10 protein-coding genes are annotated in these 16,071 nt (G+C 71.3%); 8 read left to right on the top strand and 2 right to left on the bottom strand.

Annotation, left to right across the window (positions count from 1 at the left end):
• The first annotated feature begins 208 nt into the window (after positions 1-208).
• From Q2K16_RS27435 to Q2K16_RS27395, 8 genes are all read left to right on the top strand, one after another.
• Positions 209-811, top strand: coding sequence for a DUF4956 domain-containing protein (locus tag Q2K16_RS27435; RefSeq protein WP_302741026.1), 603 nt, complete (start codon positions 209-211; stop codon positions 809-811).
• Positions 808-1,641 (top strand): polyphosphate polymerase domain-containing protein, encoded by an 834-nt coding sequence (locus tag Q2K16_RS27430; protein ID WP_302741024.1) that lies wholly within the window; start codon positions 808-810, stop codon positions 1,639-1,641. Before Q2K16_RS27435 ends, Q2K16_RS27430 begins: the two co-directional genes overlap by 4 nt.
• Positions 1,632-3,764, top strand: a complete 2,133-nt coding sequence (locus Q2K16_RS27425; protein WP_489671814.1) for a CotH kinase family protein — start codon at positions 1,632-1,634, stop codon at positions 3,762-3,764. The genes Q2K16_RS27430 and Q2K16_RS27425 overlap by 10 nt, the downstream gene beginning before the upstream one ends.
• Positions 3,765-4,400: 636 nt before the next feature.
• Entirely contained in the window at positions 4,401-5,720 is a 1,320-nt protein-coding gene (locus tag Q2K16_RS27415) for an MFS transporter (protein ID WP_302741022.1), read from the top strand.
• Complete coding sequence (locus tag Q2K16_RS27410) at positions 5,717-7,534, top strand: prolyl oligopeptidase family serine peptidase (protein WP_302741020.1); 1,818 nt, start codon at positions 5,717-5,719, stop codon at positions 7,532-7,534. Before Q2K16_RS27415 ends, Q2K16_RS27410 begins: the two co-directional genes overlap by 4 nt.
• A gap of 246 nt (positions 7,535-7,780) precedes the next feature.
• Positions 7,781-9,748: a RiPP maturation radical SAM C-methyltransferase gene (locus Q2K16_RS27405; protein WP_302741019.1), complete on the top strand. Its 1,968-nt coding sequence runs from the start codon at positions 7,781-7,783 to the stop codon at positions 9,746-9,748.
• Between the two features lie 11 nt (positions 9,749-9,759).
• Positions 9,760-10,443 carry a DUF5825 family protein gene (locus Q2K16_RS27400; protein WP_302741018.1) on the top strand — a complete coding sequence of 228 codons (684 nt, stop codon included), beginning with the start codon at positions 9,760-9,762 and terminating at the stop codon, positions 10,441-10,443.
• A 478-nt stretch (positions 10,444-10,921) separates the two neighbouring features.
• The gene (locus Q2K16_RS27395) at positions 10,922-11,953 is read left to right on the top strand and encodes a glycoside hydrolase family 11 protein (protein ID WP_302741017.1); all 1,032 of its coding nucleotides are present in this window, start codon (positions 10,922-10,924) and stop codon (positions 11,951-11,953) included.
• Between the two features lie 82 nt (positions 11,954-12,035).
• Here the strand turns inward: Q2K16_RS27395 and Q2K16_RS27390 are convergent, their stop codons facing one another.
• A complete protein-coding gene (locus tag Q2K16_RS27390; RefSeq protein ID WP_489671813.1) occupies positions 12,036-14,486 on the bottom strand; it encodes a ricin-type beta-trefoil lectin domain protein in 2,451 nt (816 codons plus the stop codon).
• Positions 14,487-14,813: 327 nt separating this feature from the next.
• Entirely contained in the window at positions 14,814-16,049 is a 1,236-nt protein-coding gene (locus tag Q2K16_RS27385) for an RCC1 domain-containing protein (RefSeq protein WP_302741015.1), read from the bottom strand.
• Positions 16,050-16,071 lie beyond the last annotated feature (22 nt).

Here is a 16,071-nt window from a genome sequence, read left to right as displayed (position 1 = left end):
GGGAGAAGGCGTCTCGTCAGCGTCTCACCACGTCACCCACACAGGACATTTGATTGACGTTTCTCAATGTTATGCCTACAGTTCCGAAAGAGTAACCGAAAGTTTACCGAAAAGATGATCGGCTCCGGCTGTCCGCCGTGGCTTCTCCCCGAGCTGACGCAGGCGGTGCCGGACCGGCACGCCGACCGAGCCAGGAGGAACCAGAGACATGACGCAGGTCGTCCTGTTCGCGATCGACATCTGCGCGGTGGCGCTGCTCGTGTTCGGGCTCTACTTCCCCCGACATCGACGCCGTGACCTCGTCGTCGCCTACCTGGGGGTCAACGTCGGGGTCCTCGCGGTGGCCAGCGCCCTGAGCGCCAGCAACGTCGGCGCCGGACTGGGGCTGGGGATGGCCCTGTTCGGGGTGCTGTCCATCATCCGGCTCCGCTCGACAGAACTGGACCAGCACGAGGTGGCGTACTACTTCTCGGCGCTCGCGCTGGGCATCCTCGGCGCGCTGGGCACCCGCTCGGTCTGGCTCAACGGCGGCCTGATGGCGCTCATCGTCGCGGTGATGTTCCTCGGGGACCACCGCCGCGTGTTCCGGCACTACCGGCACCAGATCCTGGTGCTCGACTCGGCCGTCACCGACCACGTCGCCCTCGTCGCCCACCTGGAACAGCTGCTCAACGCCCGGGTGCACGTCGCCACCGCCCAGCGGGTCGACCTGGTCAACGAGACCACAGTGGTCGACGTGCGCTACTCGGTGGCCCGCCGCACCCCGGCGTCCACCCCCGGTTCGCCGGTGCCGGCGGGAGCACGTCGATGACCCCGCCGCCGTTCGCGTCGGCGCTGGCCGGCCTGCCCCCGGTCGGGCTCGCCGAGCTGATCGACCGGGCCGCGCTACAGAGCCGGGTGGACCGCAAGTACGTCGTCCCGCTGGACGAGCTGCCCGGCCTGCTCGACCGGATCGCCCCGTCCGCCCGGGTGCTGGACATCGGCGGCACCCGCACCTTCCGCTACGAGTCGGTGTACTTCGACACCCCGTCCCTGGCCAGCTACCACTGCGCGGCGTACCGGCGGCGGCGACGGTTCAAGGTGCGTACCCGCACCTATCTCGACTCGGCGGAGTGCTGGCTGGAAGTCAAGATCAGCGGAGCCCGGGGGCTGGTCACCAAGCACCGGCTGCCCTACCGGTCGGAGGACCGTCGTACCGTCGGGTCGGGGCGGGACTTCGTCGACGAGGCGCTCGACCGCGAGTCGGTCCGGCCCGCTCCCGCCGGTGGACCTCTCGAACCCGTGCTGGTGACCGGCTACCGGCGTACCACGCTGCTGCTGCCGGCGACCGCGAGCCGGGTCACCATCGACACCGACCTGCACTGGCAGGACGACCGGCGTGCCCTGGGTCTGCCCGGGGTCGCCGTGGTCGAGACCAAGAGCCGGTCGGCCGCCGGCCCGGTCGACCGGCTGCTGTGGCAGCGCGGCACCCGGCCCGCCCGCATCTCGAAGTACGCGACAGGCCTGGCCGCCCTGCGACCGGACCTGCCGGACGCGCCGTGGCGACGGACGCTGCGCCGCCACTTCCGCGACGCCACCGGGTCGGCGGCACCGGCATCCACCACCGTCCCCCGAGTCACCCAGGAGACATCGTGCGTCTGACCGTTCGCCCGCCCACCCGACGTACCGTCGGAATCGCGGCCGTGGCCATGCTCCTCACCGGGCTCCTCGTGCCGCACACGGCACAGGCCGGCCCCTCCACCGCGACCACCGACCCGCCCCCCGCCCGCGCCGGCGTCACCACCGGCCTGGACACCTCCGCCGCCGACGCCGCCGCCGCCGGTGCGGCGGACGACCTGGTCGGCGACATCGTCTTCTCCCGGCCGAGCGGCACCTTCCAGGGGGAGGTGACGGTCTCGCTGAGCACCGCGATCGGCGGAGCGCAGTTGCGTTACACCACCGACGGCCGGCTGCCCACCGCGCAGTCGCCGGTGTACGCGGACACACCGCTCCGGTTCACCAGGACCACCCAGTTGCGCGTGCAGGCATTCATCGGCCAGACCGCCTCCGGTGCGCCCGGGACCGCCATGTACGTCGCCCAGAACGTCGCCACCGCCCACGACCTGCCGGTGGTCCTGCTCGACTCGTACGGTGCCGGCAAGCCCGGCCGCGAGTACCTCGACGCCACCGCCATGGTCTTCGAGCCGGGCGGCGGTGGCACCACCTCGCTGGCCGCGACCCCGACGGTCGCCACCCGTGCCGGGTTCCACCTGCGCGGCCAGTCGTCGGCGTCGTTCGAGAAGACGCCGTACCGCGTCGAACTGCGCGGCAACGACAACGACGACGCCGACTACCCCATGCTCGGCATGCCTGCCGACTCCGACTGGGTGCTGCGCGGGCCGTTCAGCGACAAGGCGCTGATCCGGGAGGCGCTCGTCTACGATCTCGGGCGCGAGATGGGCATGCCGGCACCGCGGTACCGGTTCGTGGAGTTCTACCTGAACACCGACGCCGCCCCGGTGGCCGCCGGGGACTACATGGGCGTCTACATGCTGGTGGAGACGATCAAGAACTCGAAGAACCGGCTCGACCTCAAACAGCTCGACGAGGACGACCTGACCCTGCCCAAGATCCAGGGCGGGTACATCTGGAGCTTCGAGTGGCTGGCCGCCGAGGAGCCGACGCTGACCTGCACCGGTGCGGCGGCGACCTGCTGGAACTATCTGGAGGTGCGGGACCCCTCACCGTTGCAGGCACCCCAGCGGGACTGGCTGCGCGGCTACGTCCAGGAGTTCCACGACGTGCTCCGGGCGGCGAACTCCGCCGACCCGGTCACCGGCTACCGGAAGTACATCGACGTCGACTCGTTCGTGGACCAGATGGTCCTCAACGAACTCAGCCGGGAGATGGACTCCTACATCCGCAGCGCGTACTTCTACAAGGACCGCGACACCAAGATCTTCGCCGGTCCGCTGTGGGACTACGACCTCACCTTCGGCGTCGGTGGCTACTTCGGCAACGACCAGATCGCCGGTTGGCAGTACCAGCAGACCCGGCAGCCGCTGGCCAACGACTGGTTCCCGCAACTGGTGCGCGATCCGGCCTTCGTCAACCAGCTCCGGTCCCGCTGGCAGACGCTGCGCCGGGGCCTGCTCGCCGACACCGCCCTGCAGACCCGGATCAACGCGCTGGCCGCACCGTTGACCAACGCCGCGCAGCGCAACTTCCAGCGCTGGCCCAACCTGACCGCGCCGATGGTCGGCCCGTTCTACACCCCGACCGCGTCCACCTGGCAGGGCCAGGTCCAGGCCATGCGGGACTGGATGCTGCGCCGGGCGGCCTGGTTGGACTCCGCCGCCGGCTGGGGTGGCCCGGTCACCACGCCACCCCCGTCGCCCACCCCGACCACCCCACCGCCCACCACCACCCCACCGCCGACCACCACCACCCCGCCGCCACCCACCACGACCCCGCCCCCGAGCGCCGCGCGCTGCACCGCGACGTACACCGTGACCAGCCAGTGGACAGGCGGATTCCAGGGCGAGGTACGGGTCACCGCCGGCGCCTCGGCGATCAGCAACTGGACCGTGACCTGGGCGTACGCCAACGGCGAGCGGGTCACCCAGGCCTGGAACGCGACCGTGACCAGCCAGGGTACGTCGGTCACCGCCCGCAACGTCGCCTACAACGGCGCGCTCGCGGCCGGTGCCAGCACCTCGTTCGGGTTCCTCGGCTCGTCCAGCGGCAGCCCCGGCGTCCCGGTGCCGAGCTGCACCACGGGTTGACCCCGGGCCACCTGGCACCGGCCGGTCTCTTCCGCCGGTGCCAGGTGGCATCGGATCGCCAGTCCTCGGCCGCGGTCCCGGTCGCGGCCCGGTTCAGCCGCTCCCGGACCCGGGCGGCGTCCGGGTGGCCGAGGTCGTCGAGATCCCACCGCCCGGAAGGCACCGGCCGACCTGGTGGCGACCAGCCGGGCCATCGTGCCGACCGGGGTGCTGCCCGCCGCGTACTCCCGACGGAGCTGGACGTCGCGGCGGCCATGCTGCGTCGCCCGGCCGGGGACAGGATTCACAGAATCGTCGACCGGAGGACGGCATCATCTTGTGACATCGTCACACGTCACTAATTGACAACGAATCCCACTGGATGGAAAACAGCAGGCACCCGGACCGGTCGGAGGCTCGGCGCGTAGTGCAGATTCTTTGACAGAGGCACACAAGTCACCCATCATCCCCACAACCGAATAACTGCCATAACTGAGCGTATTTGAATCCTTGCTTTCTGCACACGACATTGTTAGCCTCGTGGGCACCCCACTCGACATTGGGGTCTGAATTGTCACCCCGGATCATGCGAAACCTTTAACGGACAGACCTCGCACACAGATTTGGGAAAATCATGGAAACTGTGCGGCCGGGGCTATGACAGCCGCCCCCACCCAGGACGTGAAGCCGGGCGACAATCCCCACCGGGGCGGCGATTTCCACCGTTACTGGATCGCCGGGGCGATCGACCAGATCGGATCTCAGGCCACCGGCATCGTGCTCCCGCTGGTCACCCTGGCCGTGACCCGGTCACCGGCGGCAGCCGGGCTGGTGGGCGCGCTGGCCCTCACCGGTCGACTCGTCGCCGCGCCGGTGACGGGGGTGCTGGCCGACCGGCTGCCGCGCAAACGCATGATGATCGTCTCGCTGCTGGTCGCGGCCGGCGCGATGACCGCGATCCTCGTCTCCGTCGCGGCCGGCGTGCCGACCCTCGGGTTGCTGGCCGCCGCCGCGTTCGTCGAGGGGGTCGCGCAGAGCGGTTACGAGGCGGCCGGTTCCGGCGCCATCCGGCGGCTGCTGCCCACCGACGACCAGAAGGCGCTGGCCCGGCTGGAGGCCCGCAACAACGCCGCCCGGATCGTCGGCCCGCTGCTCGGCGGCGCGCTCTACCAGCTCGCGCGCTGGCTGCCGTTCCTGGCGGACGTGGTGTCCTACCTGTTCGCGGCGGGGCTGGTGGCCACCATCCGCACCGACCTCACCCCCGAGCGCGCCCAGCGCACCTCGTTCCGCACCGACCTGCGGGAGGGGCTGCGGTTCGTCTGGGGGCAGCCGTTCCTGCGCTTCGTGACGATCTGGGCGGCCGGCATCAACTTCACCTTCGGCGCGCTCGTCTACTACGCCATCCTGACCGCCGGCCGGCAGGGCGCACCGGCCGCGTCGATCGGCCTGATCCTCACCATCGCCAGCGTCGGCGGCCTCAGCGGGGCGCTGGCCGCACCGATGATCTTCAGTCGGGTCCGGCCGGTCACCGTCATCGTGTTCGCCTCGTGGGCCATGGTCGGCCTGGTCGTCGCGATGTCCCAGGCCCGGCAGACCTGGAGCTACGGCCTGCTGTTCGGGCTGGTCTTCCTGCTCAGTCCGCTGCTCGGGGTGATCTTCCAGTCCCGGGTGATCGCGCTGACGCCCGACGAACTCCAGGGCCGGGTGGCCACCGTGATGGGCACCGTCGGCGAGGTGCTCCAGACGCCCGCACCGCTGCTGGCCGGGGTGCTGGTCGCCTGGTACAGCCCCGCCACGGTAGCCCTGGTGTTCGCCGCCGCGCTGGCGCTGCTGGCCACGTACACCACCCTCGTCGTGCGTCAGCTCCGCGCCGGCTCCGGCGCGACGGCCGGCACCGGCGACAGCGCCGCCGCCAACCCCGCCACCGCCGACGGCGACGCCGGGGCCAGCCCCGCCCCCGAGGAGGCCCACCGATGAGTCGCGGCCACCGGCTCTTCTACCCGGCACTGCCGGTCGTCGCCGAACACGCGCCGCACCGGGCCGTCTACGTCGGCGACGCCGACGGCCGCTGCGAGATCCTGGCCTGGGACCGGGCCGCCGGCACCGCCCGGCAGGTGACCGACCGCCCGGCCGGCACGGTCCGGGCGGCGCTCGACCCGGCGGGGGCCACCATCTGGTGGTTCGACGACGATCTCGGCGGCGTGGGCACCTGGCGGACGTGCGACTTCGACCGGCCCGACCGGTCGGTGGAGGCGCTGCCGTCGGTGCCGCCCGCCCGGCACGCCGGCATCGCGATGGCCGCCGACGGCACCACCGCCGTCGGCCTCTCCGACGACGGCGGGATGACAGTCCTCCTGCGTACCGGCGACGGTCGGGTCGGTGAACGGGTCCACGTCGGCGGCTACGCCTACCTGGTCGACCTCGACCCGGCCGGACGGCTGCTGGTGGTCGGCGGCGACGCCGCCACCGACCCGGCGGTGACGGTGTTCACCGCCGACGGCGCCCGGGTGGCCGGCATCCCCGGCGGGCCGGACCGTCGGGTGTGGGGGCTCGGCTTCGCCCCGGGCGTCGACCCGGCCCGGCTGCTGCTGGTGGTCGAGGACGAGGGCGGCTACCTCCCGGCCACCTGGACCGCCGCCGACGGGCTGGTCCGGCACGAGTGGTGCCGCTTCGACACCGAGATCACCGCCGGCTGGTACCCCGACGGGCAGCGCCTGCTCGTCCGGCAGGACCGGCACGCCCGCACCCTGCTGCACGAGGTGGACCTCGCCGCCGGTACCCGGGCGGTGGTCGACACCCCGCCGGGCAGCGTCCTGGACGCCGCCGTCTGGCCGGACGGTGACGTCGCGTACGTGTGGACCGACTCGGTGACCCCGCCGCAACTGCGCTCGGTGCGGGGGGTGGAGCTGCCCGAGCACCCCGGCGGCGGGCCCGACGCGGGCGGGCCGGCCCCCGTCGCGGCACCGGCGGGCCACCGCCGCGAGGAGATCCGGGTGCCCGGACCGGGCGGCCCGATCCCCGCCCTGGTGGCCCTCCCGACCGACCGGGAAGGCCCCCGGCCGGCCGTCTTCCTGGTCCACGGTGGACCCTTCCAGCACGCCCGCGACGCCTACGACCCGCTGGTCGAGATCCTGGTCAGCACCGGCTGCGCGGTGGTCCGGGTCAACTACCGGGGCTCCAGCGGGTACGGCGCGGCCTGGCGCAACGACTTCTCCGCCGGGGTCGGCCTCACCCAGTTGGAGGACCTCGCCGCGGTCCGGGCCCACCTGGTCGCCGAGGGGGTCGTCGAGGACCACCGCACCGCGCTGTGGGGCACCTCGTGGGGCGGCTACCTGACCCTGCTCGCGCTCGGCCGGCAACCGGAGCTGTGGCGGCTCGGGATCGCGATCAGCCCGGTGGCCGACTACGTCGCCGCGTTCGAGGCGGCCACCCCGGCGGTCCGGGCGCTGGACGTGCTGCTGTTCGGCGGCACCCCGGACGAGGTGCCGCAGCGCTACGCCAGGTCCTCGCCGGTCACCTACGTCGACCGGGTCCGGGCGCCGGTGCTGCTGGCCGTCTCCACCGGCGACGTGCGCTGCCCGCCGGCGCCTGTGGAGCACTACGCACGGCTGCTGGCCGAGCGGCGCGTCCCGCACCAGCTGGTCCGGCGGCGGGCCGGACACGAGGACTTCGACGCGCAGAGTCACCTGGCTCTGATGCAGACCGTGCTGCTGTTCATGCAGCGGCACTTCGACGGCGTGCAGGACGAAGGCACCCCGGTAGCGCTCGCGATGGCGCGCCCGGTGGGCTGACCCCGGCACGTGACCCGGTCCCCCCGATACGGAGAGGAGGTGAACGACATGCGCAAGAACGTTGTCGAGAACGACCCGATCAACGGCAACCGCGACCAGCTTCGGGCCTCGAACGTCACGGTCACGGTCACGGTCAAGGTCAGCTTCTAGCGGCCGTACGGGGTGCGGGCCAGCCGCCCAGGCAGGTGGCCCGCACCCCGTATCCCCCGTCATCCGGCCCGGACCTCACGAGAAAGGAGAGTTCACGTGCGGGTTCTGCTGGTCAATACGCCCTGGACTTCCATCGACGTCCCCTCGTTGGCGATTGGAATCCTCACCAACAGTGTCCGCCAGAAATTGCCGGACGCCGAGGTGGAGGCCGTCCACGCGAATCTCGACTTCGTCGACTGGGTGGTCGACCGGACGGAGTTCGGGCTGGGCGACTATTACTACTACTCGTTGTTCACCTATTTCGCCGGCTGCGGCGACTGGGTCTTCTCCTCCGCCCTGTACGGCGATCCGCAATGGCGCGTGAAAGAGTTCACCGACCGCGCCCGGGCCCAGATGACGGAGCGGGAACTCGCGCTCAACCTGGAGCTGCACCGGTTGGCGCCGGAGTTCGTCGCCGAGCTGGCCGACCGGATCGTCGCCCGGGCACCCGACGTGGTCGGCTTCACCTCCACGTTCCAGCAGAACGCCGCCGCGCTCGCCACCGCCCGGGCGGTCAAGAAGCGGGCACCGGGCATCCGCACGGTGATGGGCGGCGCGAACTGCGACGGCGAGCAGGGCGCCGCGATCCACCGCAACTTCTCGTTCGTCGACTACGTGGTCCGTGGCGAGGGCGAGGCGGTGTTCCCCCGGCTGCTCGCCGCGATCGACGCGACGCTGCCGCCGGCCGGCGCGGTGCCGACGCTGCCCACGGCCGGCGCGGTGCCGGCGGACGCGCTGACCGGCATCGAGGGGCTGTGCTGGGCCGACGCCGACGGTCGTTCGGTGGCGAACCCGATGAGCAGCAAGCCGCTGCCGCCCGCCGAGATCGTCGCCCCCGACTACGGGGGCTACTTCGAGCGGCTGGCCGCCTCCCGGGCCCGCAACTGGGTCGAGCCCCGGCTGGTCGTCGAGGGGGCGCGGGGCTGCTGGTGGGGCGAGAAGCACCACTGCACGTTCTGCGGCCTCAACGGGTCGTTCATGCAGTTCCGCAGCAAGCACCCGGGCAGGTTCTACGACGAGATCATCGAACTGGTCGAGCGGCACCAGGTGCTGGACATGTTCGTCGTGGACAACATCCTCGACATGAGCTACGTGACCTCGCTGCTGCCCCGGCTCACCGAGTCCGACTACGACCTGCGGTTGCAGTACGAGATCAAGTCGAACATGAAGGGCCCGCAGGTGCAGGCGCTGGCCGACGCCGGCCTGGTCAGCGTGCAGCCAGGTATCGAGAGCCTGAGCAGCCGGGTGCTCAAGCTGATGGACAAGGGGGTCAGCGGCTGCCTCAACATCCGGATGCTGCGCGACGCCGAGACCAGCGGTATCACCATCGCCTGGAACTACCTGTACGGGTTCCCGGGCGAGACCGACGCCGACTACCTGCCGGTCATCGAGCAGATGCCGGCGCTGCACCACCTGTGCCCGGCCGACGGCAGCACCCGGATCGCCATCGAACGGTTCAGCCCGTTCTTCGTCCGCCCCGACCTCGGGTTCACCGACCTGCGGCCGGCGGCGCAGTACCGGCTGATCTACGACCTGCCCGAGTCGGAGCTGATGGACCTGGCGTACCTGTTCGACGTCCCGCCGCAGGGCATCGACGGCGAGACGGCCGGCCGACTGGACCGGGCGGTCACCGAGTGGCAGCACGAGTACGCCCGCAGCCGGCTCACCCACCACGACCTCGGCGACGAGATCGTGCTGGTCAGCCGGCGCAAGCACTTCGACTGGCACGTGCTGCGGCTGACCGACCCGGTGGAGCTGGCCGTCTTCCGGCAGCTCGACCAGCCGCACAGCGTCGCCGCGTTGAGCCGGCGGCTGTCGGTCGACGAGCCGGTCCTGGCGGCGCTGCTGCGGCGCTGGCGCGATCTCGGCCTCGTCTACGAGGACGCGGGGCAGTTCATCCAGATCGCGCCGCAGGCGATGAACCAGGATCTGCTGCGGATCGACCACCTGCACCTGGAACGCGAGGCCGCGGAGACCCGGGCCGCCGCCGAGGCGGGCGAGCCGGCCGTGCTCACCGCGGTCTGAGGGGAGGGAACGTGTCCACCACCGACACCGGTCTGCGGCCCATCCTGGTCGGTCTCGCCCGGGACCACGACCCGGCCGTCCTGTCCATCCCCGGCATGACCATCGGTCCGGCCGAGCTGCGCGAGCCGGCCGCCGACGCGGTCGCCCGGTGGCGTTGCGAGGGGGTCCGCCGGGTCGACCTTCCCGACGCGGTGGACCTGACGGTCACCGGGGACGACGCGACGGCCGCCGACACGGTCCGCCGACTGGTGCTGGTCCGGGAGCTGACCAGCCACGGCATCGCCGTCGACTGGCGGCTGCGGCTGCCCGGCGTCGAGGCCGACGAGTGGCTCCCGTACAGCCACCTACGGACGCCTGTCGAGCTGCTCCCCGCGCCGGGGGGCGTGGGTGACCCGGCCGGGCAGCTCGACGCCTGGGTCAGGGGTTTCTACTTCGACAAGTGCACCTACCGTCGGGGGCCGGGGTTCGTCCAGGTGCGGGACCGCCGTTCCGGCCGGTTGAACCTGCTGACCATCGACGATCCGGCCTACCTGGCGGTGCTCGACCAGTTGCTGGACGGTGCCGCCGTCACCGCGGTCGACCTCGCCATCGCCCGTGACTTCGGCGCGGAGGGCCTGGTCACGAAGATCGGCGAGTTGCTGGTGTGGCTGCCACACCGGCTGCGCCGCTGGCCCCTGCCGTCGATGGTGATCTGACCGACCGACGCCGGCCGCGTCACCCACCGCCCGTCCACCCGCCCGCGACCCCGGGCCGGTGGGCGGGCGGTCCGCGTTCGCCCCGGCTGGCGGTGCTCGAAACTTTCGGGTATACAGGGGAGGCACGCCCCTCGACGCCGAATTGATACACGCCCGTCACGGGCCCATCTCGGTGACAGCCGACGTCAACCCGTCGAAATCGGCCCCGCGCCCGACAGCTGCTCAGGGCGATGTTTCGGGAAGATTTCCGAAACTTGTTGACAGGCGGAGTATCGACACCCTACCGTCGCCATCGACGGCATTCGATGCTGTCGACACCACCCACCGCGACCCGTCCCCCCGGTTCTGCTGGACGACCGGCCCACCACCGCGTGGTGGCACACGCGCAATGACCGGCTGCCGCACCTGGCCACGGACAGTCCACCGGGTCGTACCGCGTCGCTGGCGTCCGCCAGCTGTCACGAGGAGGAACACGTACATGAGCGACACCTCGACCCGACCGCGAAGGAGCGGTCGCCTGCGGCTGCTGCTCAGCGCCGCGTGCGCCGCGGCGCTCGCCGTCACCGGCACGTTCATCGCCTCGCCCAACGCGTACGCGGAGAACGACCGGACCCTCACCTCCAACCTCACCGGCACGCACAACGGCTACTTCTTCTCGTTCTGGAAGGACAGCGGCAACGCCAGCATGACGCTGCGTGCCGACGGCCGCTACAGCAGCAGCTGGGACCGGAGCACCAACAACTGGGTCGGCGGCAAGGGCTGGGCCACCGGCACCCGGCGGACGGTCAGCTACTCGGGCAACTACAACCCGGGCAACAACAACACCTACCTGGCCCTGTACGGCTGGACCCGCAACCCGCTCATCGAGTACTACGTGGTGGAGAACTTCGGCAGCTACAACCCGAGCAGCGGCGCCACCCGGCTGGGCACGGTGACCACCGACGGCGGCACCTACGACATCCTGCGCAGCCTGCGGACCAACGCCCCGTCGATCGACGGCAACCAGACGTTCTACCAGTACTGGAGCGTCCGGCAGCAGAAGCGCAGCAGCGGCACCATCACCACCGCCAACCACTTCGACGCCTGGGCCCGCGCCGGCCTGAACCTCGGCACCAACCACAGCTACCAGATCATGGCGACCGAGGGCTACCAGAGCCAGGGCAGCTCCGACATCACCGTCACCGAGGGTGGCAGCGGCAACCCGACCAGCGGGCCGACCGGCAACCCGACCACCCCGCCCGCCGGCGGCAACTGCACCGCGGTGCTCTCGGCCGCCGAGCAGTGGGGTGACCGGTTCAATCTCAACGTCGCAGTCAGCGGCACCAGCAACTGGGTGGTCAGCCTCGGCCTCAACGGTGGCCAGAGCATCCAGAACAGTTGGAACGCCTCGGTCAGCGGCACCACCGGCACCGTCACCGCCAGGCCGAACGGTAACGGCAACAACTTCGGCATCACCATCATGGCGAACGGCAACTGGACCTGGCCCACGGTCAGCTGTCGAACGGCCTGACCCGACCGGTTCCTGAGCGCACCGAAACGGCGGGCGGTCCCGGTGCCACCGGGACCGCCCGCTCGTGCGTCACTGTCGCTGCTCAGCCACGTATCCACTGCTGGTTGCTGCCGCCGTTGCAGGTCCAGAGCTGGACGGCGGAACCGTTGGCGGTGGCCCCGCCGTTGATGTCCAGGCACAGCCCCGAGGCGACCCCGACGATGGTGCCGTCGGCGTTGAGCCGCCACTGCTGGTTGGTGCCGCCGGTGCAGCTCCAGATCCGGGCCCGGGTGCCTGACGCGGCGCTCGCCACGTCCAGGCACTTGTTGCCGTAGACGGTGAGCTGGTTGGTCGAGGTGAGTGACCAGCGCTGGTTGGCACCGCCGTTGCAGTCCCAGATCTGCACCACCGCGCCGTCGGTCTGGCTGGCCCCGTTGACGTCCAGGCACCGGTTCGAGCCCGCGCCCCGGATCTCACCGGTGGGGGTGCCCGGGGAGCCGACGGCGGTCACCGAGAGGTTGTCGAACTGGGCGGTGACCCCCTGGCCGGTGCCGTACCCGATCTGGCCGGCGACCCAGGTCGAGTCGGTGGCCGTGCCGACGGTGGTGCCGTCGATGGCGGCGGTCAGGGTGCTGCCGTTGAGCGTGAACGCCAGGTTGTGCCACCGCCCGGTGCCCAGCGCCGAGGTGTTGCCGCTGGCCAGGGTGCGCCAGTTGCCGCTGGTGTTGTTGCTGCGGATCGACCAGGCCCCGCCGTCGGTGACCCGGAAGTAGTACCCGTTCATGTTCTGCGGGCCCTGGTGGTTGTAGGTGTTGCCGCGCCCGATGAGCTGCGCGTAGCCGGACTTCTCCAGCAGCACGTCGGAGGAGACCGTGTAGTTGCGCCAGGTCAGGTCGCCCAGCAGGGTGTACGGCTCGGCCTGGCCGGAGGTCCAGTAGATCGGGGCCTGCTCGGACATCTGCCTGACGCACTGCCCGCTGCGGCCGGCGGCGCACCCGACGATCTCGAACGAGCCCTGCTGGTCCATCAGGTACCGCGCCTCACGGCCGGTGGCGTACGAGTCGAAGGTGTCGGTGTACGGCAGCTTCAGGTTGCCCTGCGCCGGGCTGACCGCCGTGCCCTTGCCCTGCCCGCTGGTGGTGGTGATGCTGTAGACGTAGCCGGGCTGGACGGTGAGCGAGAAGCGCCCGCCGCTCGGGGTGATGTCGCTGCCCCGCACGAAGTGGTCGGCGCTGTTGTTGGAGCGCACGTTCGTCGACCAGACCCGTACCGTGCCGGTGGACAGGCCGCCGGTGACGGTGAAGTCGAGGGTCTGCGCCCCGCCGGCGTCCATCGTCTCGATGATGGTGCTGTAGTCGCTGTTGTTGGTCGACTTCAGCGAGACGTAGCTGCCGTTGTTGCGGTTGCCGCCGAGGTACCCGCTCGACGCGTCGAGGTAGCGCCAGCCCGGTGCGGTGAACTGGGTGGTCTGCGCCATCACCCAGGCGTTCTTGCCGATCGAGTAGGCCCCGGACCACGGCTGCTGGGCCACCGCCACGCCCGTGGTCGCCCACGGGATGTTGGGGGTGATGGCGGCGATGACCGGCCAGTTGATGTAGGCGGTCATCTTGCCGTCGAGGTAGCCCCGGTTGATGCCCCGGGCGAGCGCCTGCGCGCCGGCGTTGTAGTCGTCGGAGCCGTTCTCGCTGGCCCACAGCGACTTGCCGGTGGACACCGCGTTGGCGGAGCTGGGGCAGCTGGTCTGGGCGCTGCGGTAGCCGCAGACGTAGTGGCTGCCGAAGACCTGCACGGCGTTGCCGAAGGCCGGGTCGCGCAGCGAGTCGTCGGCGGCCCCCCAGCCGAAGTCGTCCGAGGCGACGATCTTCACGTTGCCGTAGCCGCGGGCGTTGAGGGTGGAGCGCAGGTTCTTGTACCAGGTGGTGTTGTAGCCCTTCTCGTTCCACCCGCCCAGGTAGTTGATGGTCAGCCCGTGGGTGCCCGCGCAGTCCAGCCAGGCCACCAGGTAGTCGATCGAGTCGTTGGACCAGAAGTTGCCGTTGCCGATCCAGCCGGGCGCGCCCCAGGCCAGGCCGACCAGGGCGATGTTGGGGTTGCGGGCCCGGGCCTGCTCCATCATCCACCACTCGTAGCCCCGGTTGCAGTTGATGCTGCCCCGGGTGTGCTCGTGGCTGGGCTCGGCGCCTGAGGTGGAGTTGGTGTCGCCGCCGATCTCCACCTTCATCAGCTGCATCGCCGCGCCGTAGCCCGGCTTGAACAGGTAGTCCAGGATGTCGCTGCGCTGCGGCTCGGGGTAGTCGACGAGCAGCCGGCTGTTGCCGCCGCCGCCGCTGACCGCGCCGATGCCGTCCAGCGCCCGGCCGCCGGACCCGCCGTTGATCGTGATGGCGGTCGCCGCCTGGGCGGGCGAGGCGAACCCGGTGAGCACGGCCGCCGCCGCGACCGTCGCCCCGAGCAACGATGCGGCCCACCGGCGCGGACGCCACCCGCTGTGCCACGGTCCGCGCGGTGCCCCGCCGCCACCCACACTCCGTCGACGACCTGTTGAACTGAACATTCGACTCGCCTCCCCAGCCGGTCTCCGGCCCCGAAGCTCTGCGGCGCGGGACGGGGCGCTGCCCGTGACCCGCGCAGCCCTGACATCGTTGATCATCGATGATCAGACGTCACATGTTAGGCACCGTAACGCGCGCCGGTCAACGTCGCCAGTGGAGCGAAACCGCCGATCAACGCGCCTGTCGGCGGCCACGGCCGGCGGGAGACTTTCGTAATGATCAGACGAATGTGCCGGCGGAGGCCCCACACCGACAGGAGGCGGGCACACCGCCGACCCGGCCGTCGCCGGATCGGCGGCGGCGCGGGTCGGCGGCGCGCCTCCTGCGGATCAGCCCGGCAGGACCAGCTGCGCCGGGGTCGACCGGTGGGTGGTGGTGCCGTCACCCAACTGCCCCGACATATTGTTGCCCCAGCACCACAGGCTCCCGTCGGTGCGCACGCCGCAGCTGTGGTAGCTGACGGCCAGGTTCGGCGTCCAGGTGGTCAGGGTGCCGACGCGCAGCGGGGCGGACCGGTGGGTGGTGGTGCCGTCACCCAACTGCCCGAACCCGTTGTTGCCCCAGCACCACAGGCTCCCGTCGGTACGCACCGCGCACGACGAGTCCACGCTGGCGTCCACCTTCGTCCAGGTGGTCGCGGTGCCGACCTGGATCGGGCTGGTCTGCACGCCGGTGCCGGCGCCGACCTGGCCGTACCCGTTCTCGCCCCAGCACCACAGCGTCCCGTCGGTGCGGTTCGCGCAGGTGTGCGCGTGCCCGGCCGTCACGCCGGCCCACGAGGTCGCGGTGCCCACCTGCGCCGGGGTGGCCCGGTAGCCGAGGATGCCGACGCCGAGCTGCCCGTCGGTGCTGTCGCCCCAGCACCACAGGGTGCCGCCGGTACGCACGCCGCAGCTGTGCGCGTATCCGGTGGTGACGCTCGTCCAGGTGGTCTCCGTGCCCACCTGCACCGGGCTCGTCGCCCGGGAGGGGGACGTGCCGACGCCGAGCTGCGCGTTGCGGTTCAGGCCCCAGCACCACAGGGTGCCGGTGGTCTGCACGCCACAGGTGTGGTTGGCGCCCGCGCTGACGCTGGCCCAGGTGGTGGCGGTGCCGACCTGCACCGGGGTGCTCCGGCTGGTGGTGGTGCCGTCACCGAGCTGCCCGTTGTAGTTGCCGCCCCAGCACCACAGCGTGCCGTCGGTGCGGATCGCGCAGGTGTTGCTGGTGCCCGCGTCGACCTTCGACCAGGTGGTGGCGGTGCCGACCTGCACCGGGGTGGTGCGGTTGGTGGTGGTGCCGTCACCGAGCTTGCCGCCGTAGTTGTCCCCCCAGCACCACAGCGTCCCGTCGGTACGGATCGCACAGGTGTGCAGGTCACCCGTGGTGATCTGGGAGACCGAGGCGGCGGCGAGCGCGACGCCGGACGCGCCCTGCCCGGTGACGCCGACGCCCGCGACGGCCGCACCCGCCGAGAAGCCCACCGCGAGCGTGGCGGCCCCGAGCGAGACCGCCGCCACGGCGACGGCGGCGCGGGCCGCCCGCCGCCATCGGGCCCACAGCCGACTGTCCTGTTGTTCGTTCATGTTCTGCTCTCTCCCCAGACAA

The sequence above is a fragment of the Micromonospora cynarisoli genome, from assembly GCF_030518815.1.
GTDB lineage: Bacteria > Actinomycetota > Actinomycetes > Mycobacteriales > Micromonosporaceae > Micromonospora > Micromonospora wenchangensis.
The sequence above is the reverse complement of the archived record's forward strand: the minus strand, read 5'-3'. Positions and strand labels throughout refer to the sequence as shown.